The following is a 19,781-nucleotide window of genomic DNA, read 5'->3' on the forward strand; positions in this document are numbered from 1 at the left end:
GACGGGAGTCGCCATCCTTCAAGAGCAAGAGGTTCGACGACCCATGCCAACAACAACGAAGGCGGCCGGCATGGCCGCGACCGCACCCCGCACCACCACAAGCGCCAAGCAGGGAGGTGCCGGATGCTGGATCTGATCAATGACCTGCTGTGGGGCAAGGTGCTGATCGCCTTGCTGATCGCCGTCGGCATCGGCTTTACCCTGGCCTCGCGCTGCGTCCAGTTCCGCTACTTCGGACGCATGTTCCGCATCCTCAGCGCCAGCCAGGCCTTCAAGAAGGACCGGCACGGCCACCTGAGCTCCTTCCAGGCCCTGCTGTTGTCGGTGGCCGGCCGGGTCGGCGGCGGCAACATCGCCGGCGTCGCCGTGGCCATCACCCTCGGCGGCCCGGGGGCCGTCTTCTGGATGTGGGTGGTCGGCCTGATGGGCATGGCCACCAGCTTCCTCGAGTGCACTCTGGCCCAGGCCTACAAGACCGCCGAGCCCGACGGCACCTACCGCGGCGGCCCGGCGCGCTACATCGCCCGGGGCCTCGGCCGCCGCTGGAACTGGCTGGCCGCCCTCTACTCGGTGCTGCTGCTGGCCACCTTCGGCTTCGCCTTCACCGCCCTGCAGTCCTATGCCGTGGCCACCTCCTTCGACGATGCCTTCGGCATCCCGGCCCACGTCACCGGCCTCGCCCTGGCCCTGCTGGTGGGACTGATCGTCTTCGGCGGCGTCAAGCGGATCGCGCGGGTCACCGAGGTCCTGGTCCCGGTGATGGCGGGCGGCTACCTGCTGATCGCCCTGGTGGTCCTGGCGCTGAACCTGGGCCGGCTGCCGGACGTCGTCATGCTGATCGTCAACAGCGCCTTCGGCCTCGAGCCGGCCATCGGCGGCGGCATCGGCGCAGCCATCCTGATGGGAGTCAAGCGCGGGCTGTTCTCCAACGAGGCGGGCCTGGGCAGCGCGCCCAACGTCGCCGCCGTCGCCTACGTGCCGCACCCGGTCAACCAGGGCATCGTCCAGGCGTTCTCGGTGTTCATCGACACCATGATCATCTGCTCCGCCACCGCCTTCATCATCCTGCTCGGCGGGGCCTATGATCCGGCCGCCGGCGCCGGGATCGACGGCATCGCCCTGACCCAGGCCTCCCTGGCCGACCATGTGGGGGAGTGGGGCCGCAGCTTCGTCAGCATCGCGCTGCTGCTCTTCGGCTTCAGCACCATCCTCTACAACTACTACCTGGGCGAGAACAGCCTCGACTTCTTCAGCCACCGCAACCGCACCCTGTTCAATGCCTTCCGCATCGCCATCATCGGCCTGTGCACCTGGGGGGCGATGACCGACCTGGGCACCGTCTTCGCCTTCGCCGACACCACCATGGGGCTGCTGGCCCTGGCCAACCTCGTCGCCCTGATCCTGCTGTTCAAGCCGGGGCTGCGCTTCATGCGGGACTTCGACGGCCAGATCCGGGACGGGGTGAAGCAGCCGATCTTCGACGCCGCCCGCTTCGAGGACCTGAACGTGGATGCCGCCGCCTGGGAGATCGAGCCCGAGGACCGCGAGCGGGCCCAGCGGGCCGCCGAGGCCGCACCGGCCCCCCGATGAACCGACCCGGGCCCGGCACCGTCCGGGCCCTTTCGCCTGTCGAGGTCCCAGGATGCCCACCTCATTCCCTGCCCCGCGGCCGCGGCCCGGCCACTCGCCGACGCTGCAGGCCTGGGTGGACGAGATCGCCGAGCGGGCCAGGTCGCGACTCGGCACGGGCCGGATCGCCGACTACATCCCGGCCCTGGTTAACCAGGATCCCGAGCGCTTCGGTCTCGCCCTGTGCACCAACGACGGCCAGCTCTACACGGCCGGCGACGCCGAGACGCCCTTCTCGATCCAGAGCCTGTCGAAGGTCCTGCTGCTGAGCCTCGCCCTGCGCACCCATGGCGATGCGCTGTGGCAGCGGGTGGGGCTCAACCCCTCGGGGATGCCCTTCAATTCGCTGATGCAGCTCGAGACGGAGCGTGGCAAGCCCCGCAACCCCTTCATCAACGCCGGCGCCATCGTGGTCGCCGATCACCTGGTCGGCGCCTTCGCCACGCCGGCGAAGCACCTGCAGGACATCGCCCGGACGCTGTCCGGCAATCCCGGGGTGCTGATCGATCACGAGGTCCTGGCGTCGGAGTGGAGCCATCGCGCCCGCAACGCGGCCGCCGCCTACCTGATGAAGGCCTTCGGCAACCTCGACAACGAGGTCGACGAGGTCCTGACCGCCTACTTCGCCTGCTGCGCGCTGCGCATGAGCTGTCGCGACCTGGCCGTCGCCCTGAACTACCTGGCGGCGGACGGCCGCGCCCTGACCACCGGGGAGCGCTTCATCCCGCCCGCCATGGCGCAACGCATCAATGCCTTGATGTTCACCTCCGGGATGTACGACGCCGCGGGCGACTTCGCCTATCGGGTGGGCCTGCCGGCGAAGAGCGGCGTGGGCGGAGGCATCGTCGCCGTCGTCCCGGGGCGACTGTCGATCTGCGCCTGGTCGCCGGCCCTCGACGCCAGCGGCAACTCGGTGGCGGCCCAGTACGCCCTGGAGCTCATCGCCGAGGACCTGGGGCGATGGCACCCGGCCCCCTCCCCTTCCGACGACGCCCCGACTTCCTGCTGACCCCCCGGCGCCGACATCCCCATCGCCCGGGCCTCGCCCCCCGAGCCCGGGTGCTGCGGGCGGCACGCCAGTTGTGCGATACTCCGGCCTTTCCCGCAGTCGCTCACCCTTGTCAGCTCAGGACTCGCCATGCCCCAAGGTACGCTCTTCATCGTTTCCGCTCCCTCCGGTGCCGGCAAGACCAGCCTGGTGCGCGAACTGATCGAAAGCCTCGACGGCATCCAGGTCTCGGTCTCCCACACCACCCGGCCGCGTCGCGAGGGCGAGGTCGACGGCGTGAACTACCATTTCGTCGACGTGGCGGCCTTCGAGGAGATGATCGCCCGGGGCGACTTCTTCGAGCACGCCCGGGTGTTCGACAACTACTACGGCACGTCCCGTCGCGCCGTGGAGGACCTGCTCGCCGCCGGCCAGGACGTCATCCTGGAGATCGACTGGCAGGGGGCCCGCCAGGTCCGCGAGCAGCTGCCCGAGGCGGTGTCGATCTTCATCCTGCCCCCCTCCCGGCAGGAGCTGGAGCGCCGGCTGTCGGGACGGGGCACCGACGAGCACGCGGTCATCGCCTCGCGCATGCGCGAGGCGGTCGCCGAGATGTCGCATCATGACGAGTACGATTACCTGGTGATCAACGACGACTTCACCACCGCCCTGCGCGAGCTGCAGTCGCTGGTGATCGCCCGACGCCTGACCCGCGAGCGCATGCGCGAGCGCCACGCCCCGCTGCTGGCGGCGCTCTTGTCAGGGGAACCGGGCGTCGAGTAACCTATTCGATCTATTCATCGGCGGAACCCCCGGGGCGCAGCGGCGTCGACCGGGGTTTCGCCCGTCAGCATTCAGGAAGGCATCCATGGCGCGAGTCACAGTCGAAGATTGTCTGGAAAACGTCGAAAACCGCTTCAAGCTGGTGATGATCTCCACCCAGCGTGCCCGCCAGCTGGCTCGCGGCTCCCGCGATGCGCTGCTGCCCTGGGAGAACGACAAGCCCACCGTGATGGCGCTGCGCGAGATCGCCGAGGGCCTGGTGGATTCCAGCGTACTGGATGAACCCCTGGAGGCACCGGCACGGCACCGGGCCGAGGGCGAGCCGGGCATCCCCGCCGAGGAGTGATGCCGCGCTACGTCGTGCCGTCGACGCCATCTTCCGGGCCATCACGTAACCTTCAGGGCGCGCCGCATGTTCACCATCGATGACCTGGCCGACCGCCTCGGCGGCTACCTTCCCCCGGACGAGATCCGGCAGGTCAAGCGTGCCTTCTACTACGCCGAGCAGGCCCACGACGGCCAGCGCCGTCGTTCCGGCGAGCCCTACGTCACCCACCCCCTGGCGGTCGCCAACATCCTGGCCAACATGCACATGGACCATCAGAGCCTGATGGCCGCCATGCTGCACGACGTCATCGAGGACACCGGCGTCTCCAAGGAAGCCCTGGGCGAGCAGTTCGGCGAGGCGGTGGCGGAGCTGGTCGACGGCGTGTCGAAGCTGACCCAGATCACCTTCGAGGACAAGGCGGTCGCCCAGGCGGAGAACTTCCAGAAGATGGTGCTGGCGATGTCCCGGGACATCCGGGTGATCATCGTCAAGCTCGCCGATCGCCTGCACAACATGCGCACCCTGGGCGCACTGCGCCCCGAGAAGAAGCGTCGCATCGCCCGCGAGACCCTGGAGATCTATGCCCGGATCGCCAATCGGCTGGGCATCAACACCATTCGCGTCGAGCTCGAGGACCTGTCCTTCCAGGCGCTGCATCCGATGCGCGCCGAGCGCATCAAGCGTGCCGTCGCCAGCGCCCGGGGACACCGGCGTTCGGCGATCCGCCAGATCCAGAACAGCCTGCAGCAGAGCCTCGACGACGATGGCCTGTCGGGCTCCGTGGTGGGCCGCCAGAAGCACCTCCTGTCGATCTACAAGAAGATGCGCGACCAGCGGAAGTCGTTCGCCGAGATCATGGACGTCTTCGGGTTTCGCATCATCGCCGAGGACGTCGACAGCTGCTATCGCATCCTCGGCGTGGTCCACAACCTCTACAAGCCGGTACCGGGTCGCTTCAAGGACTACATCGCCATCCCCAAGGCCAACGGCTACCAGAGCCTGCACACCACCCTGTTCGGGCCGAACGGCATGCCCATCGAGGTGCAGATCCGCACCCGAGAGATGGAGGCCATGGCCAACAACGGCATCGCCGCCCACTGGCTCTACAAGGCCGGCCAGACCGAGCACCCCATCGCCGAGGGCAGCCATGCCCGGGCCCGCGCCTGGGTCAAGGGACTGCTGGAGATGCAGCGCCATGCCGGGGACTCGCTGGAGTTCATCGAGCACGTCAAGAACGACCTCTTCCCCGACGACATCTACGTCTTCACGCCCAAGGGCGACATCATGGAGCTCCCCCAGGGCGCCACGGTCATCGACTTCGCCTACAGCGTGCACACCGACATCGGCAACAGCTGCATCGCCTGCCGCATCGACCGCCACCTGGCCCCGCTCTCCACCCGCCTGCAGAGCGGCCAGACGCTGGAGATCATCACCGCCCCCGGGGCACGCCCCAACCTGGCCTGGCTCAACGTGGTCGTCACCGCCAAGGCGCGCTCGGCGATTCGCCACGCCCTCAAGCACCAGCAGCACACCGAGGCGGTGCAGCTGGGCCGCCGCCTGCTCAACAAGGCCCTGGCGGAGTTCGAGACCAGCCTGGAGGAGCTTCCGGCCAAGCCGCTGGACGCCCTGCTGGCCGAACTGGGGCTGAAGAACGAGGATGCCCTGCTGGAGTCCATCGGCCTGGGCACCCGGGTCGCCCATGTCGTGGCCCGGCGGCTGGTGGACCTCCAGCACGGCGAGCAGTCGCCGGCCCCGGGAGGCAAGCACCGGCAAGGTCCCATCGTGATCAGCGGGGCCGAGGGCATGGTGATCAAGTTCGCCCGCTGCTGCCATCCGCTGCCCGGGGATCCCGTCATCGGCCATCTCTCGGTGGGCAAGGGCATCGTGGTGCACCGGGCGGAGTGCCGTAACCTGGCCGAGCTGAAGAGCGACCCGGACAAGCTGTTCGCCCTGGAGTGGTCCGACGAGTCGGACGAGGACTTCCCGGTGCCGCTGCGCCTGGAGATCGAGAGCCGTCGCGGCCTGGTGGCCGAACTGGCCAGCCTGGTCACCGACGCCGACGCCAACATCGAGCGCATCGGCATCGAGGAGCGCGACGCCCGGCTGTCGATCGTCAACCTGACCCTGTCCGTGCGCAATCGCGTGCACCTGGCCCGCATCATCAAGCGCCTGCGCAACCTGTCCCACGTCGGCAGGATCACCCGCCTGAGCAACTGACCCCTTCCCGTCCCGGCCCGCCGTGGCCGCGGCGGGCCGGGACGTCATTGGATATCCATCGCCAACAATACGGAGACCACCATGAGCAACAAGGCCGTCATCAATACCGATCAGGCTCCCGCCGCCATCGGCCCCTACTCCCAGGCCATCAAGGCCGGCAACACCGTCTACCTTTCCGGCCAGATTCCCCTGGACCCGGCCACCATGGAGATCGTCTCCGACGACTTCGAGGCCCAGGCCCGCCAGGTGTTCAGCAACCTCAAGGCGGTCTGCGAGGAAGCGGCCGGCGGCCTCAAGGACGTGGTCAAGCTCAATCTCTACCTGGTGGACCTGGACAACTTCGCCATCGTCAATCGGGTGATGGAGGAGTACTTCCAGGCCCCCTACCCGGCCCGCGCCGCCGTCGGCGTCAAGGCGCTGCCCAAGGGCAGCCAGGTAGAGGCGGAGGCCGTGCTGGTCATCGGCGACTAAGGAAAGGCGGATTCATCGCTCGCGACATGAATCCACGCTTTCCTCCGAGCATCTAAGGCATCGATCCCATGCGCCTCTTCCTGGCCCTGGTCCCGCCGCCGGCGCTGCGCCGGCGGCTCGGCGAGCTCGCGGATGCCGCCCGCACCCGCTGCGGCGGTCGCCGGATGCCCGACGACAGCTTTCACCTGACGCTGGCCTTCCTGGGCGAGCAACCGGAAACCCGAGCCACGGAGATCGGTGACTGGTTGGCACGCTTCTCGATCCTGCCCGGGCAATGGCGGCTGGATCGTTGGGGGTGCTTCCGGCGACGGGGCATCGTCTGGGTCGGCGGGGCCGAGGGAGAAGCGGCCCTGAGAGACCTGCAGGGCCAGCTCTGGGAGGGCCTGGAAGGGATGGGAGTGTCGGGACGCCCCGCGCGTTTCGCCCCCCACATCACCCTGCTGCGCCGGGCGCCGCGTCCGCCGGGACCCGGGCTGCCGGACGCCTCCCTGACATGGGACTATACTCGGGTTGAGCTAATACAGTCGGTCACCACGCCGGGAGGCAGCCATTACGCTTCTCTGGCCCGGACGACCATCCCCGAGGAGTCGCCATGTCTCCCAAGCCGCTAGTCCCGCCGCTCGCGGCCTGCCTGGCCCTGCTGGTCGCCCCGCCAGGGGCCGCCGCCCCCAGCCTGGAACTCGGCTCCACCAGCGAGGGCAGCCTCGCCCTGAGCGTCAACCTCGACACCCTGGTCGATCTCGATCACTGGCACCCCGGCCTCGCCCTGCGGCTCGGCACGGGCCTGCTCCTGCTGCCCGGGGACGACGGCGACGACAACGCCGCCTGGCGACTGACTCCTGCCCTGCGTTACGCCGTCGGCGGGCCGGTCTTCCTCGAGGCCGGCGTAGGGGGCGCCCTCTTCCTGGAGACGGAGCTGGGAGGGCAGGCGCTGTCCAACGCCTTCCAGTTCGAGAACCGCCTGGCGTTGGGCATCCGGTTGGGCCAGGGCAGCGAAATGGGCGTCGCCGCCGTGCACCACTCCAATGCCCACATGGACTGGCCCAACGACGGCTTCGAGATCTATTCGCTGGTCTATCGCCAGGCCCTCTGAACAAGGGTCCGACGGCCCGGGTCAAGTGGTCGCCGGCAGGTAGCCCTGCTCACGCAGCACCTGTGCGTAACCTTCGCGGTAGCTGGGGTAGCGGAACCGATAGCCGCTCTCGAGCAGGCGGCTGTTGTCGCAGCGCTTGCTGGCCCGACGCCGCAGCGGCGACTGGATGGTCTCGGTGGCCTCGACCTTGAGTTGCTTGGCCAGCCAGGCCATCACCTCGTGCAGGGGCGCCGGCTCGCAATCGCTGGCCAGGTAGAGCGGGTGCAGCGCCTCCTCGGCGAGCGCCTGCTCGATGAGGTGGGCCAGCACCCCGGCACAGTCATCGCGATGAATGCGATTCGAGTACATCGCCGGGGTCGCCGGGGCGATACGGCCCTCGCCGACCTGGTGGATCAGGCGATCACGCCCCGGGCCGTAGATCCCGGAGAAGCGCACCACCGTTCCCGGCAGTTCATGCTCGATCAGCGCCTGCTCGGCCTCGCGCATCAGTTGCCCGGAGAAACCGGTGGGCTGGGTGGGGCTGGTCTCGTCGACGACCTCCCCGCCTTGCTGGGCATACACGCTGGTCGAGGAGACGAAGAAGACGTGCTTGGGCGGGCGCTGCCGCGCCCCGTATTCGCCCAGGATCGCCTTGAGCCCGTCGGGATAGGCGGCTCGGTAGGCGGCCTCCTCGAAACGGTCCGCGCTGACCACGTACACCAGGATGTCGGCATCCGGCAGCTCGGCGAGCGCGGCGGCATCGCCCAGGTCCGCCGCTACCCCCTCGAGACCGCTGCCGTCCAGCTTGCCCGCCTGCCGGCGCACCCCGATGACCCGCTGGCCGGCCGCCAGGAGTTCCTGGCCCAGGGTCGTTCCGATATCTCCACAGCCCAGAATCAGCGTCGTCGTCTTCACCTTTCCTTCGCCCCCTGATAAAAAGTCCCTATTACCCTTGGGGTGCCCTGTCTCTTGGGGCCCGCGACGCAACGCACAATCGAGGAAGCCCCGGCACCGAGATGACTCTAACAGAACTCCGCTACATCGTAACCCTGGCCCAGGAGCGCCACTTCGGGCGCGCCGCCGAACGCTGCTTCGTCTCCCAGCCGACCCTGTCGGTGGCGGTGAAGAAGCTCGAGGAGGAGCTGGGCGTGGCGCTGTTCGAGCGCTCCAAGTCCACCGTCCAGGTCACGCCGCTCGGCGAGAAGATCGTCGAGCAGGCCCAGCGGGTGCTGGAACAGAGCAGCGTGATCAAGGAACTGGCCACCGCCGGCCGCGACCAGCTGGCGAGCCCCTTGCGCCTCGGCGCCATCTACACCATCGGCCCCTACCTCTTCCCGCACTTGGTGCCGGAGCTGACGCGCCTCGCTCCGCAGATGCCGCTGTACATCGAGGAAGGCTTCACCGGCGACCTCCGCCGCAAGCTGCGCAGCGGGGAGCTCGACGCCATCATCGTGGCCCTGCCCTTCACCGAGACCGACGTGGTGACCAAGCCCCTCTATGAGGAGCCCTTCGAGGTACTGATGCCGGCCGACCATGCCTGGGCGGCGCGCGAGAGCATCGACAAGGAGGACCTGCTCAAGGAGCGGCTGCTGCTGCTCGGCGAGGGCCACTGCTTCCGCGACCAGATCCTCGAGGCCTGCCCGGCGATCAGCCACAAGCTCAACAGCCCCCACAACACCCTCACCGCCGAGGGGGGCTCGCTGGAGACGATTCGCCACATGGTGGCCTCGCGCCTGGGCATCACCGTGCTGCCGCATTCGGCCGTCGGCACCGGCCACTACGAGAGCGGCCTGCTGATCAGCCGCCCCTTCTCGCCCCCGGGGCCGAGCCGCACCGTGGCCATCGCCTGGCGGGCGAGCTTTCCGCGCCCCCAGGCCATCGACGCCGTCACCGAGGCCATCGCGCACTGCCGCGCAGCCGAGCCCGAATCGGCATGAGCGACCTCGACGCCCCCGTCACGGACCTCAAGGGCGTCGGCGAGGCGCTGGCCACCAAGCTGGCCCGGTTGCGCGTGGCCAGCGTCGCCGACCTGCTGTTCCACCTGCCGCTGCGTTACCAGGACCGCACCCGCATCACGCCGATTGCCACCCTGCGGTCCGGCGACGAGGCCGTGCTGGAGGGCGAGGTGATGGCCGCCGAGGTGGTCCATGGCCGCCGACGCAGCCTGCTGGTGCGCCTGCGCGACGCCTCCGGCATCCTGAGCCTGCGCTTCTTCCACTTCTCCCCGGCCCAGCAGCAGCAGTTCCGTGCGGGGACGCGGGTGCGCGCCTTCGGCGAGGCCCGGGCCGGCGCCACCGGCCTGGAGCTGTACCACCCGGAATACCGGCTGATCGGCGAGGGCGCGCCACCGATGGAGGATCACCTCACCCCGATCTACCCGACCACCGAGGGGCTGCACCAGGCACGCCTGCGCGCCTTGATCGACCAGGCCCTGGCCCGGCTCGAGGCGGCCCCCGAGGCGCTGCCGGAGTGGTTTCCCGAGTCGCTGAGGCGCCGTTTCGAGCTGCCCGAGCTGCACCACTGCCTGAGCGTGCTGCACCATCCCCCGCCGGAGACCGACCCCACGGCCCTGGCCGAGGGTCGTCATCCGGCCGGCCGGCGCCTGGCCCTGGAAGAGCTGCTGGCTCACCAGCTGAGCCTGCGCGAGGTCCGACTGCGCATCCAGGAGGATGGTGCCCCGCCGCTGCCCGATGGCCGCGGCCTGCAGGCCCGCTTCCTGACCCAGCTGCCCTTCTCGCTGACCGGCGCCCAGCGCCGGGTGCTGGACGAGATCCGCGCCGACCTCGCGAGCGAGCGCCCCATGCTGCGCCTCGTCCAGGGCGATGTGGGGTCGGGCAAGACGGTGGTGGCGGCCATGGCGGCATTGTCGGCCATCGCCGGAGGTTGCCAGGCGGCCATCATGGCCCCCACCGAGATCCTCGCCGAACAGCACTACCGGGCCTTCCAGGCCTGGTTCGCACCACTGGGGATCGAGGTGGCCTGGCTGGCCGGCAAGCTCAAGGGCAAGGCTCGGCTCGACGCCAAGGCGGCGATCCTCGACGGCCGGGCACAGATGGTGGTGGGCACCCATGCGCTCTTCCAGGGCGACGTGCACTTCCAGCGACTGGGGCTGGCGATCATCGACGAACAGCACCGCTTCGGCGTCCACCAGCGCCTGGCCTTGCGGGAGAAGGGCGAGGCCGGCGGACTGACCCCCCACCAGCTGGTGATGACCGCCACCCCCATTCCCCGCACCCTGGCGATGAGCGCCTATGCGGACCTGGACGTGTCGGTGATCGACGAGCTGCCGCCCGGCCGGACCCCCGTGAAGACGGTGGTGGTGCCCGACGAGCGCCGCCCCGAGGTGGTGTCCCGCATCCGCCATGCCTGTGCCGAGGGCCGCCAGGCCTACTGGGTGTGCACCCTGATCGAGGAATCCGAGGCCCTGCAGTGCCAGGCCGCCGAGGCGACCCGGGACGAGCTGGTCGAGGCGTTGCCGGAGCTGGCCATCGGCCTGGTTCACGGCCGCATGAAACCCGGCGAGAAGGCCGAGGTGATGACGGCGTTCAAGGAAGGCGAGCTGGACCTGCTGGTGGCCACCACCGTCATCGAGGTGGGGGTGGACGTGCCCAACGCCAGCCTGATGATCATCGAAAACCCCGAGCGTCTCGGGCTCTCCCAGCTCCATCAGCTGCGCGGCCGGGTGGGCCGCGGTGCCACCGAGAGCTTCTGCGTGCTGCTCTACCATCCGCCCCTGTCGGAATCCTCCCGGCGGCGATTGACGGTGATGCGCGAGACCACCGACGGCTTCCGCATCGCCGAGGAGGATCTCGCTCTGCGCGGGCCCGGCGAGGTGCTGGGCACCCGACAGACGGGCCTGGCCCAGATGAAGATCGCCGACCTGGAACGCGACGCCGACCTACTGCCCCGGGTCTCGCCGCTGGCCGAGGCCCTGCTGGCTCAGCATCCCGAGGCCAGCCGACCGCTGATTCGCCGCTGGCTGGGCGAGGAAGCGGGGCGGTATGGACAGGTCTGACAGCTGCAAGCTGCAAGCTGCAAGCTGCAAGCTGCAAGCTGCAAGCTGCAAGCTGCAAGCTGCAAGCTGCAAAGCAGTGTAAGCGACCGGGGCAAGCTACAAGGGGATTCCTTGTAGCTCGGCGCTTGTAGCTTGTAGCTCAGCGCTACAGATGCCGCAGCAGGCTCTGCAGCTTCTGCAGGTCGCCGGCGTCGCCGACCAGGCGCACGTGGCCGGCCATCATGCCGTCGAGGAAGGCCTTCTGGGTGGGTTTGCGAAGTATGCGGATCGCGCTGTCGACGTCCTCGAAGCGCAATTCCAGGTCCAGGTCCACCGGCAGGCCGGGCCCCGTCTCGATGCCCTGGGGGGCCATCCGGTAGTGTCGGGCGATGCGGAGGTCCTCGGTGCCGATGCCCCAGTCGAGGGAGCGCAGTTCGGCGAGGCGCTCGCGGAAGGCGGCCTTGCGCTTCAGGGCCCGTTTGAGCAGCACGCCCAGCACCCAGAGCATCAGTCGCAGCTTCATCGCGATTCCGTCCGTGGGAAGGGAAGTGATCATCACGGCCCGCCCGGGCGGGCCGCGGGTCGTCCTACTTGGTGACGGCGTCCTTGAGCCCTTTCCCCGGCTTGAAGGCCACGGTCTTGCTGGCCGGAATGGTCAGGGGTTCGCCGGTCTGGGGGTTCTTGCCGGTGCGGGCGGCACGCTCGCGCACGGTGAAGGTGCCGAAACCGATCAGTGACACGTCCTTGCCATCGGAGACGCTGCCGGTGATTTCGTCGAGGATGACGTTCAGCACCTGGCTGGCCTTGTCCTTGGAAAGATCGGCACGCTCGGCGATCGCCGCGGCGAGTTCTGGTTTGCGCATACAGCCCTCCTGGTGTGACTTCCGGCCGATGGTCCCATCGGCCGCTTGTTGTTCGCTGGGTCGGAGATGAGACATCACTCGCATACGGCCCCTTGCCATGGCCGCCAGGCCCAGGTCGCGGCGATATGCGAATGACGTGGCAACGCCGGGGGCGCCGTCGTTGACGACACTAGCCTAGCAACGGCGGTGCAGCCCGCGCCAGTTCGACTTTCCGACGTACGCAGGCGCCTGTCAACGCAAATCCGATCAAACGTCCGTCCTGATCCTCGGCCAGGGCGCTCAGGTCCCGCCCCTCCCCCTCGATCCGCCAGCGGTCCGGGGGCGAGGTCGGGGGCAGCGAGACCACCGGCAGCAACGGGGTCTTGACCAGCACCGGCCAGGGACCGTAGCTCACCGGGGTCGACGTGCCTGCCAGGGTCCGGGCCAACGCCTTGGCGCCGGCCTGAAGCGGCTGGACGTACATGGCATTGAGACCGTCGACGCAGGCCACATCCCCCAGGGCATGGATGCCGGGCACGGAGGTGGCGAGATGGCGGTCGGTGTGAATCCCCGCCGGCCCCACCGCGACGCCCACCGCCGCCGCCAGCTGGCTGCGGGGTCTCAGGCCGGTGGCAACCAGCACCAGATCGGCCTCCAGGGCCGTGCCGTCGTCCAGGGCCAGCCCGACCCGACTGCCGATGGCCGCCAGCTCCTGGACCAGGCGGCCGGTATGGAGCCGGATGCCGGCCTCGACGAAGGCCTCGCCCAGGGCACGTCCCAAGGGTTCGGGCAACAACCTGGGCAGGGGGGCCGCTTCCGGGGCGACCAGCTCGACCCGATGACCTCCGGCGGCCAGGTCGTTGGCGAATTCGCAGCCCACCAGCCCGATACCGACGATCGCGACCCGCGCCGGACGTCCCAGGGCCGCCAGGGCCCCGTGAAAGGTCCGGTAATCGTCGAGGTCATTGATGGTATGGACCCGGTCGGCCACCGCCTCGGGAATCGCGAAGGGCGGCTCGGGGACGGCGCCGGTGGCCAGCACCAGTTCGCCATAGGGCAGTCGTTCGGCGCCGATGGCGAGCGTTCGCGCCACGGGGTCGATGCCGTCGACCCGCGTGTGGGTGCGCATCACCACCCGGAGCGTCTCGGCGACTTCCAGGGCATCCCGGGCGGCCAGGCGCTCGGGAGGCAGCCGCTTGGCGAAGCCGGTGGAGAGCAGCGGCTTGGAATAGTCCTCGCCGCCGTCGGCGGTGATCAGGGTGATGGGGCGCTCGGGCTGCAGGGCCCGGACCTGGCGCACCAGGCCAAGCCCGGCCATGCCGGAGCCGATGATGGTCAGGGGAGCGGTCATGGGCTTCCTCGCTGAGAGGGACGCGACGGGCCGTTATCGGACGGCCGCCACGGGATGGCGTCTCGGCGCGACATGGTACACTAGCCGCCCCCTGGATTGGATGCGGAGTGACCCTTGAGCAACGGCCCGGCTATCGTCCCCCGATGGCGACCCCTGGCGGCGGCCCGTCCGGCCATGAGTCCCGAGTGGTGGCGCTGGGTCGCCTCCCGCGACTCCCTCACCGCGCGGTTGACCGAGGCCGGGTACCCCCGCCGCTTCCGGGTGCGCCTGCTCGACCAGCGACTGGGCCGCCCGCGGCGAGACGAGGCCCAGGCCCTCGGGCTCAGCCCGACACGCCTGGCCTGGTTGCGAGAGGTCGCCCTGCATCTCGACGACCGCACCTGGGTGGTGGCCCGCTCGGTGGCGCCCTTGAACCGCCTGCGAGGCCAGCGCCTCGACCGCCTCGGCGAACGCTCGCTGGGCAGCTGGCTGTTCCGCCAGCCGGACCTGGAGCGCGGCCCCATCGAGGTCAGCGCCGACCCCGCGCCCTTCCGGGCCGCGCCCGGCCCCTGGGGACGACGCTCGGTGTTCCGTCATGGCCGCTTCGCGGTGCTGGTGCAGGAGTTCTTCCTGGAGGCCATGATGGATGACCTGGCCCTCCCGCCACGTTAGCCTTGCCCTACTCCTTTCGACCAACCGAGAGACCCAGATGGAACGTACGCTGATGCGCCCCAAGGGGCTGGCCCGGCTGCCCGACTTCCTGCACCTGACCCGCCTCGACCGGCCCATCGGCACCTGGCTGCTGATGTGGCCCACCCTCTGGGCCCTGTGGGTGGCCGCGGAGGGCCTGCCGGAGCGCCATCTGCTGCTGATCTTCGTCGCCGGGGTCTACCTGATGCGGGCCGCGGGCTGCGTGATCAACGACTACGCCGATCGCCACTTCGACGGACACGTCAAGCGTACCCGGGACCGCCCCCTGGCCACGGGCCGCATCGCCGAGGGGGAGGCCCAGGTGCTGTTCGGCGTGCTGGTGACGGCGGCCTTCGTGCTGGTGTGCTTCACCAACCTTTTCACCGTGATGCTTTCCCTGGTCGGGGTGGTGCTGGCCGCGGTGTATCCCTTCATGAAGCGCTACACCCATCTGCCCCAGGTGGTGCTGGGCGCGGCCTTCTCCTGGGCGATCCCCATGGCCTTCGGCGCCGTGCTCGGCCGGGTGCCGATGGAAGCCTGGCTGCTGTTCGCCGCCAACCTCGCCTGGACCGTGGCCTACGACACCGAATACGCCATGGTCGACCGGGACGACGACCTCCGGATCGGCATCAAGTCCACCGCCGTGCTCTTCGGCCGCGCCGACCGCCTGATGATCGGCCTGCTGCAGCTCGTCACCCTGGGGCTGCTGGGCTGGGCCGGCCAGCACCTGGGCCTCGGCGGCTTCTTCTGGCTCGGGCTCGCGGCCATGGCGGCCACCTTCGTCCACCAGCATCGGCTGATCCGCGGGCGGGAACGCGAGCGCTGCTTCCGGGCCTTCCTCAACAACCACTGGTCGGGGCTGCTGGTATTCGCCGGCGTGGCCCTGGCCCTCTGGCCCGGCCCGGGGAGCTGAGCGAGGGCGACAGGCGACGACTGTCACGGTATTGTCACAAGGACATGCTGTCATCGTCACCAACCTGTCATTGACCTTGACCATGAGGCCCCGGGATGACCGCCAAGACCGTTCTGATCGTCGATGATGAGGCGCCGATCCGCGAGATGATCGCCGTGGCGCTGGAGATGGCCGACTATCGCGTCCTCGAGGCGGACAATGCCCAGACCGCCCACGCCATGGTGGTCGACCACCAGCCCGACCTGGTCCTGCTGGACTGGATGATGCCCGGCACCAGCGGCATCGAGCTCGCCCGCCGCCTCAAGCGCGACGAAAGCACCGCCGAGCTGCCGATCATCATGCTCACCGCCAAGGGCGAGGAGGACAACAAGATCCAGGGGCTGGAATCCGGGGCCGACGACTACATCACCAAGCCCTTTTCCCCCCGGGAGCTGGTGGCTCGCCTCAAGGCGGTGCTGCGACGTGCCACCCCCCGGGGCGTGGAGGAACCGGTGGAGGTCGAGGGCCTGGTACTCGACCCGGTCAGCCACCGGGTCAGCGTCGACGGCAAGTCCCTGGAGATCGGCCCCACCGAGTACCGGCTGCTGCAGTTCTTCATGACGCACCAGGAACGGGCCTACACCCGTGGCCAACTCCTCGACCAGGTCTGGGGCGGCAACGTCTATGTGGAGGAACGCACCGTGGACGTGCACATCCGCCGCCTGCGCAAGGCCCTGGGCGAGCCCCACCAGCAGCTGATCCAGACCGTACGCGGCACCGGCTACCGCTTCTCCGCCAAGGGCTGACGTGAACCGGCTGTGGCGACGAGAGCTCTGGAGGCTGGCGGCACTGGTCGCCATCGGCCTGCTGGTCGGCTGGCCCTTCGACGCCATCGGCCTCGGGGTGGCGGCGGCCCTGGGCCTCTACCTCGCCTATCAGCTGCGCCGGCTGCACGCCCTGCAGGAATGGCTGACCCACCATCCCCATGACGAGCCCCCCTCCGCCTCGGGACTCTGGGGCGAACTCTTCGATCGCCTCTACCGTTACCAGAAGGCTCAGCGCATCACCCAGCGCCGGCTGCGCGACACCCTGAGACGCATCCAGGAATCCTCCGAGGCGATGCGCGACAGCGTCGTCATGCTCGACCGGCACGGCGACATGGAATGGTGGAACAGCGCCGCCGAGCGCATGCTGGGCCTGCAGCCCGCCCATGATCGCGGCCAGCACATCACCAACCTGCTGCGGGACCCGCGCTTCGTCGACTACTTTCACGCCCGGGACTACCGCGAGCCCCTGACGCTGCCCTCGCCCATCGACGAGCGGATGATCCTGCAGTTCCAGATCACCCTGTACGGCGATGACGAGCGCCTGGTGATGGCCCGGGACATCACGCGACTTCATCGCCTCGAGGAGATGCGCCGGGACTTCGTCGCCAACGTCTCCCACGAGCTGCGCACCCCCCTCACCGTGCTGGCGGGCTATCTCGAGACCTACGGCGACATGGCCGAGCAGCTGCCGCCGCGCCTGGCCCGCGGCCTGCAGCAGATGCAGAGCCAGACCACCCGGATGCAGAACCTGGTCAACGACCTGCTGCTGCTGTCACGCCTGGAGAACGACCAGGGCGGCCAGGACGACGCCCGCCTCGATCCGGCCAGCCTGCTCGAGACGGTGCGTCGGGACGCCGAGGCCCTCTCGGGGGGACACCACCGGATCGAGGTGGAGGTCACGGAGACAAGGGGCCTGCTCGGTTCGGAGAAGGAACTCCACAGCGCCGTCTCCAACCTGGCCTTCAACGCGGTGCGCTATGCCGGCGAGGACTGCCATATCGTGCTGCGCTGGCGCCCCTGCCGGGACGGCGCCTGCCTGGACGTGGAGGACGACGGCGAAGGGATCGACCCCCTGCATATCCCGAGACTCACCGAACGCTTCTACCGCGTCGACAAGGGCCGCAGCACCGCCACCGGGGGCACCGGGCTGGGGCTGGCCATCGTCAAGCACGTGCTGCTGCGCCACGACGCCCGCCTGGAGATCGACTCCAGGCCCGGCGAGGGCGCCACCTTCCGCTGCGTCTTCCCGGCCGGCCGCCTGGTCGACGACCGCCCCCAGGTCGACTGCCGCCGTGCCTGACTCGAGGCGTCGGCGCCTCAGCGAACCGGCGGTACCGGGGAGCCGGCCGAGGGGGCGAGATGCCGGTAATGCCGATCCCACATCAGCACCGCGCCGGCCACCGCCCCGGGCAGCAGGAAGAGGTTGGCCAGGGGCAGCCAGGTGATCAGGGTGACCCAGCCGCCGTAGCTCAGCGTCGCCCAGCGTCGCGCGCCGAGGCGCCGGCGCATGTCGGCGAAGGACACCTTGTTGTTGTCCATCGGGTAGTCGAGGTAGGTGATCGCCAGGGTCCAGGCCGAGAACAGCGCCCAGAGCACGGGGGCGATGAGGTTGAGCACCGGCACCCAGCTGATCACGAACAGCACCGCCATGCGCGGCAGGATGTAGGCCAGCTTGACCAGCTCGCGCCCCAGGGCATCGACGGCGGCCCGCAGGAAGCCGCGATCGTCCAGCGGGGGCTGGCCGGTGACCTCGCGTTCGACCTTCTCGGCCAGGAAGCCGTAGAAGGGCGCGGCGATCAGGTGGGTCACCAGGGTGAAGCTGAAGAACACGATCACCACCAGGCTGATCAGGAACAGCGGCCAGATCAGCCAGGACAGCCAGTCGAGCCAGGCCGGTACCATCCCCATCCAGCCTTCCAGCCAGCCGCCGAAGTGGCTGAGGACATAGGCCAGCATGACCGCATAGACCACCAGGTTGGTCAGGATCGGCAGGAACACGTAGCGCCGCAGTCCCGGGGCATAGACCAGTCGGGTCCCCCGGCTCAGCGCCGTGAAGGCATCCAGCATGAGTGTCTTTTCCTCCATCACGACGACGCCGGCCGTCGCCCGCGGGGCGACGGCCGGCACAGGAAGGGCCAGGCGAACGGGCTTAGCCGTCGCCGAGCACCTCGTCGCCGAGATCATCCGGATCCTGGTGACGGATGTCGAGCCCCTTGACCAGGTAGACCACGTATTCGGCCAGGTTGTTGGCGTGATCACCGATGCGCTCCAGGGCGCGCAGGATCCACATGATGCCGAGCACCGGGGAGATGGCCCGGGCATCCTCCATCATGAAGGTCATCAGCGAGCGCATGGCGCTCTGGTACTCGTTGTCGACCTGCTCGTCCTCCTGGACCACCTTGAGCGCCAGCTCGGTGTCGAAGCGGGCGAAGGAGGTCAGGGCGTCCCGCACCATCTTGCGCACGTGTTCGCTGATGATGCGCACCTCGACGAAGCCCCGGGTCCCGTCGTGGTTTTCCACCAGTTCCAGGGCATTCCGGGCGATCTTGCTGGCCTCGTCACCGATGCGCTCCAGGTCGGAGGCGGCGCGGATCACCGCCAGGACCAGGCGCAGGTCGGAGGCGGCGGGCTGGCGACGGGCCAGGACCCGCGTGCATTCGTCGTCGATCTTGATCTGCATGTCGTTGACGGCGCGATCGTTCTCGACCACCCGCTCGGCCAGGGAGGAGTCGCCGTCGAGCAGGGCACGCACCGCGTCCTGCACCTGCTTCTCGACCAGGCCGCCCATGGCCATCAGGTGGGTCTTGAGCTCCTCGAGCTCATGATTGAACTGCCGCGAGATATGCTGGCTGTGGATATCGCTGGTGATGTCCATGAGGCTCTCCTCGGGACCCAGGGCGTCAAGCCATGCGTCCGGTGATGTAATTCTCGGTGCGCCTGAGGCGCGGGTTGGTGAAGAGGGTGTCGGTGGGAGCGTACTCCACCAGCTCGCCGTCCTGCAGGAAGGCGGTGTAGTCGGAGACCCGAGCCGCCTGTTGCATGTTGTGAGTGACCAGCACCAGGGTCAGGCTCGACTTCAGGTTGCGGATCAACTCCTCGACCTTGAGCGTCGAGATGGGATCCAGCGCCGAAGCCGGCTCGTCGAGCAGCAGCACCTCGGGCCCCACCGCCAGGGTCCGGGCGATCACCAGGCGTTGCTGCTGGCCGCCGGACAGCGACCAGGCGGAGGCCTGGAGCCGGTCCTTCACCTCGTCCCACAGGGCCGCCGAACGCAGCGCCCACTCGACGGTGTCGTCGAGGCGTCGCTTGCGCATGCCGCCCTGCAGGCGCAGCCCGAAGGCCACGTTGTCGTAGATCGACATCGGGAAGGGGTTGGGCGCCTGGAAGACCATGCCCACCCGTCGGCGCAGCTCGGCGACCGACACCTCCGGGGCATGGATGTCCTGTCCCTCGAGGCGGATCCTGCCTTCCCACTGCACCTCCTCGTTGAGGTCGTGCAGGCGGTTGAGGGCCCGCAGCAGGGTCGACTTGCCGCAGCCGGATGGCCCGATGAAGGCCGTGACCCGATGCCGCGGCACCCGCAGCGTCAGGTTGCGCAAGGCCGGCTTGTCGCCGTAGCGCAGCCCGAAGCCCGAGACCTCCAGGCTGGTGGCCTCGGGCGCGAAGTCGACGAAGGCTCCCCGAGAGGGAGCCGGCTCCCGCATGACCGGCATCGATT

General features: G+C 69.1%; 21 protein-coding genes. 14 read left to right on the forward strand and 7 right to left on the reverse strand.

Annotation, left to right across the window (positions count from 1 at the left end):
- The first annotated feature begins 123 nt into the window (after window positions 1-123).
- The 8 genes from BEI_RS18475 (at window position 124) to BEI_RS18510 (ending at window position 7,509) form a co-directional block, all read left to right on the forward strand.
- Entirely contained in the window at window positions 124-1,590 is a 1,467-nt protein-coding gene (locus BEI_RS18475) for an alanine/glycine:cation symporter family protein (RefSeq protein ID WP_097790876.1), read from the forward strand.
- Between the two features lie 52 nt (window positions 1,591-1,642).
- Entirely contained in the window at window positions 1,643-2,638 is a 996-nt protein-coding gene (gene glsB, locus BEI_RS18480; protein ID WP_227644523.1) for a glutaminase B, read from the forward strand.
- A gap of 129 nt (window positions 2,639-2,767) precedes the next feature.
- On the forward strand, window positions 2,768-3,400 hold the full coding sequence (gene gmk, locus BEI_RS18485) for a guanylate kinase (RefSeq protein ID WP_097790877.1): 633 nt from the start codon (window positions 2,768-2,770) through the stop codon (window positions 3,398-3,400).
- Window positions 3,401-3,485: 85 nt separating this feature from the next.
- Window positions 3,486-3,746: a DNA-directed RNA polymerase subunit omega gene (gene rpoZ, locus BEI_RS18490; RefSeq protein ID WP_097790878.1), complete on the forward strand. Its 261-nt coding sequence runs from the start codon at window positions 3,486-3,488 to the stop codon at window positions 3,744-3,746.
- Window positions 3,747-3,812: 66 nt separating this feature from the next.
- Window positions 3,813-5,945, forward strand: coding sequence for a RelA/SpoT family protein (locus BEI_RS18495; protein WP_097790879.1), 2,133 nt, complete (start codon window positions 3,813-3,815; stop codon window positions 5,943-5,945).
- Window positions 5,946-6,026: 81 nt separating this feature from the next.
- Entirely contained in the window at window positions 6,027-6,416 is a 390-nt protein-coding gene (locus BEI_RS18500) for a RidA family protein (protein WP_097790880.1), read from the forward strand.
- A gap of 68 nt (window positions 6,417-6,484) precedes the next feature.
- The gene (gene thpR / locus BEI_RS18505; protein WP_097790881.1) at window positions 6,485-7,027 is read left to right on the forward strand and encodes an RNA 2',3'-cyclic phosphodiesterase; all 543 of its coding nucleotides are present in this window, start codon (window positions 6,485-6,487) and stop codon (window positions 7,025-7,027) included.
- Window positions 7,009-7,509 carry an acyloxyacyl hydrolase gene (locus tag BEI_RS18510; protein ID WP_097790882.1) on the forward strand — a complete coding sequence of 167 codons (501 nt, stop codon included), beginning with the start codon at window positions 7,009-7,011 and terminating at the stop codon, window positions 7,507-7,509. The genes thpR and BEI_RS18510 overlap by 19 nt, the downstream gene beginning before the upstream one ends.
- Before the next feature lie 21 nt (window positions 7,510-7,530).
- Here BEI_RS18510 and BEI_RS18515 read toward each other — a convergent pair whose 3' ends face one another.
- Window positions 7,531-8,403, reverse strand: a complete 873-nt coding sequence (locus BEI_RS18515; RefSeq protein WP_097790883.1) for an SDR family oxidoreductase — start codon at window positions 8,401-8,403, stop codon at window positions 7,531-7,533.
- 101 nt (window positions 8,404-8,504) lie between these two features.
- Here BEI_RS18515 and BEI_RS18520 point away from each other — a divergent pair, with 101 nt between their 5' ends.
- Both BEI_RS18520 and recG read left to right on the forward strand, forming a co-directional pair.
- Window positions 8,505-9,425 carry a hydrogen peroxide-inducible genes activator gene (locus BEI_RS18520; RefSeq protein WP_097790884.1) on the forward strand — a complete coding sequence of 307 codons (921 nt, stop codon included), beginning with the start codon at window positions 8,505-8,507 and terminating at the stop codon, window positions 9,423-9,425.
- Entirely contained in the window at window positions 9,422-11,503 is a 2,082-nt protein-coding gene (gene recG, locus BEI_RS18525; RefSeq protein WP_097790885.1) for an ATP-dependent DNA helicase RecG, read from the forward strand. Before BEI_RS18520 ends, recG begins: the two co-directional genes overlap by 4 nt.
- Window positions 11,504-11,648: 145 nt before the next feature.
- Here the strand turns inward: recG and BEI_RS18530 are convergent, their stop codons facing one another.
- From BEI_RS18530 to BEI_RS18540, 3 genes are all read right to left on the reverse strand, one after another.
- Entirely contained in the window at window positions 11,649-12,005 is a 357-nt protein-coding gene (locus tag BEI_RS18530; protein WP_097790886.1) for a hypothetical protein, read from the reverse strand.
- A gap of 64 nt (window positions 12,006-12,069) precedes the next feature.
- Window positions 12,070-12,375, reverse strand: a complete 306-nt coding sequence (locus BEI_RS18535) for an HU family DNA-binding protein (RefSeq protein ID WP_379802359.1) — start codon at window positions 12,373-12,375, stop codon at window positions 12,070-12,072.
- Window positions 12,376-12,514: 139 nt separating this feature from the next.
- Window positions 12,515-13,675, reverse strand: a complete 1,161-nt coding sequence (locus BEI_RS18540) for an NAD(P)/FAD-dependent oxidoreductase (RefSeq protein ID WP_097790887.1) — start codon at window positions 13,673-13,675, stop codon at window positions 12,515-12,517.
- Between the two features lie 174 nt (window positions 13,676-13,849).
- Here BEI_RS18540 and BEI_RS18545 point away from each other — a divergent pair, with 174 nt between their 5' ends.
- From BEI_RS18545 to phoR, 4 genes are all read left to right on the forward strand, one after another.
- On the forward strand, window positions 13,850-14,326 hold the full coding sequence (locus BEI_RS18545) for a chorismate--pyruvate lyase family protein (protein WP_097791157.1): 477 nt from the start codon (window positions 13,850-13,852) through the stop codon (window positions 14,324-14,326).
- 37 nt (window positions 14,327-14,363) lie between these two features.
- A complete protein-coding gene (gene ubiA / locus BEI_RS18550) occupies window positions 14,364-15,257 on the forward strand; it encodes a 4-hydroxybenzoate octaprenyltransferase (protein ID WP_097790888.1) in 894 nt (297 codons plus the stop codon).
- 95 nt (window positions 15,258-15,352) lie between these two features.
- Window positions 15,353-16,042, forward strand: coding sequence for a phosphate regulon transcriptional regulator PhoB (gene phoB / locus BEI_RS18555; protein WP_097790889.1), 690 nt, complete (start codon window positions 15,353-15,355; stop codon window positions 16,040-16,042).
- A 1-nt stretch (window position 16,043) separates the two neighbouring features.
- Entirely contained in the window at window positions 16,044-17,363 is a 1,320-nt protein-coding gene (gene phoR / locus BEI_RS18560; protein WP_097790890.1) for a phosphate regulon sensor histidine kinase PhoR, read from the forward strand.
- Window positions 17,364-17,380: 17 nt separating this feature from the next.
- Here phoR and cysZ read toward each other — a convergent pair whose 3' ends face one another.
- The 3 genes from cysZ to pstB form a co-directional block, all read right to left on the reverse strand.
- Entirely contained in the window at window positions 17,381-18,130 is a 750-nt protein-coding gene (gene cysZ / locus BEI_RS18565) for a sulfate transporter CysZ (RefSeq protein WP_097790891.1), read from the reverse strand.
- Between the two features lie 82 nt (window positions 18,131-18,212).
- Window positions 18,213-18,938: a phosphate signaling complex protein PhoU gene (gene phoU, locus BEI_RS18570; protein WP_097790892.1), complete on the reverse strand. Its 726-nt coding sequence runs from the start codon at window positions 18,936-18,938 to the stop codon at window positions 18,213-18,215.
- 25 nt (window positions 18,939-18,963) lie between these two features.
- Window positions 18,964-19,776, reverse strand: coding sequence for a phosphate ABC transporter ATP-binding protein PstB (pstB, locus tag BEI_RS18575; RefSeq protein ID WP_097790893.1), 813 nt, complete (start codon window positions 19,774-19,776; stop codon window positions 18,964-18,966).
- Window positions 19,777-19,781: the final 5 nt, after the last annotated feature.

The sequence above is a fragment of the Halomonas beimenensis genome (genome assembly GCF_002549795.1).
Classification (GTDB): Bacteria; Pseudomonadota; Gammaproteobacteria; order Pseudomonadales; family Halomonadaceae; genus Halomonas; species Halomonas beimenensis.

Excerpts from the sequence above, each read along its gene's own strand:
- BEI_RS18475 (WP_097790876.1), top strand. The coding sequence starts at position 124 with ATGCTGGATCTGATCAATGACCTGCTGTGGGGCAAGGTGCTGATCGCC.
- glsB (WP_227644523.1), top strand. The coding sequence starts at position 1,643 with ATGCCCACCTCATTCCCTGCCCCGCGGCCGCGGCCCGGCCACTCGCCG.
- gmk (WP_097790877.1), top strand. The coding sequence starts at position 2,768 with ATGCCCCAAGGTACGCTCTTCATCGTTTCCGCTCCCTCCGGTGCCGGC.
- rpoZ (WP_097790878.1), top strand. The coding sequence starts at position 3,486 with ATGGCGCGAGTCACAGTCGAAGATTGTCTGGAAAACGTCGAAAACCGC.
- BEI_RS18495 (WP_097790879.1), top strand. The coding sequence starts at position 3,813 with ATGTTCACCATCGATGACCTGGCCGACCGCCTCGGCGGCTACCTTCCC.
- BEI_RS18500 (WP_097790880.1), top strand. The coding sequence starts at position 6,027 with ATGAGCAACAAGGCCGTCATCAATACCGATCAGGCTCCCGCCGCCATC.
- thpR (WP_097790881.1), top strand. The coding sequence starts at position 6,485 with ATGCGCCTCTTCCTGGCCCTGGTCCCGCCGCCGGCGCTGCGCCGGCGG.
- BEI_RS18510 (WP_097790882.1), top strand. The coding sequence starts at position 7,009 with ATGTCTCCCAAGCCGCTAGTCCCGCCGCTCGCGGCCTGCCTGGCCCTG.
- BEI_RS18520 (WP_097790884.1), top strand. The coding sequence starts at position 8,505 with ATGACTCTAACAGAACTCCGCTACATCGTAACCCTGGCCCAGGAGCGC.
- recG (WP_097790885.1), top strand. The coding sequence starts at position 9,422 with ATGAGCGACCTCGACGCCCCCGTCACGGACCTCAAGGGCGTCGGCGAG.
- BEI_RS18530 (WP_097790886.1), bottom strand. The coding sequence starts at position 12,005 with ATGAAGCTGCGACTGATGCTCTGGGTGCTGGGCGTGCTGCTCAAACGG.
- BEI_RS18540 (WP_097790887.1), bottom strand. The coding sequence starts at position 13,675 with ATGACCGCTCCCCTGACCATCATCGGCTCCGGCATGGCCGGGCTTGGC.
- BEI_RS18545 (WP_097791157.1), top strand. The coding sequence starts at position 13,850 with ATGAGTCCCGAGTGGTGGCGCTGGGTCGCCTCCCGCGACTCCCTCACC.
- ubiA (WP_097790888.1), top strand. The coding sequence starts at position 14,364 with ATGGAACGTACGCTGATGCGCCCCAAGGGGCTGGCCCGGCTGCCCGAC.
- phoB (WP_097790889.1), top strand. The coding sequence starts at position 15,353 with ATGACCGCCAAGACCGTTCTGATCGTCGATGATGAGGCGCCGATCCGC.
- cysZ (WP_097790891.1), bottom strand. The coding sequence starts at position 18,130 with ATGCTGGATGCCTTCACGGCGCTGAGCCGGGGGACCCGACTGGTCTAT.
- phoU (WP_097790892.1), bottom strand. The coding sequence starts at position 18,938 with ATGGACATCACCAGCGATATCCACAGCCAGCATATCTCGCGGCAGTTC.
- pstB (WP_097790893.1), bottom strand. The coding sequence starts at position 19,776 with ATGCCGGTCATGCGGGAGCCGGCTCCCTCTCGGGGAGCCTTCGTCGAC.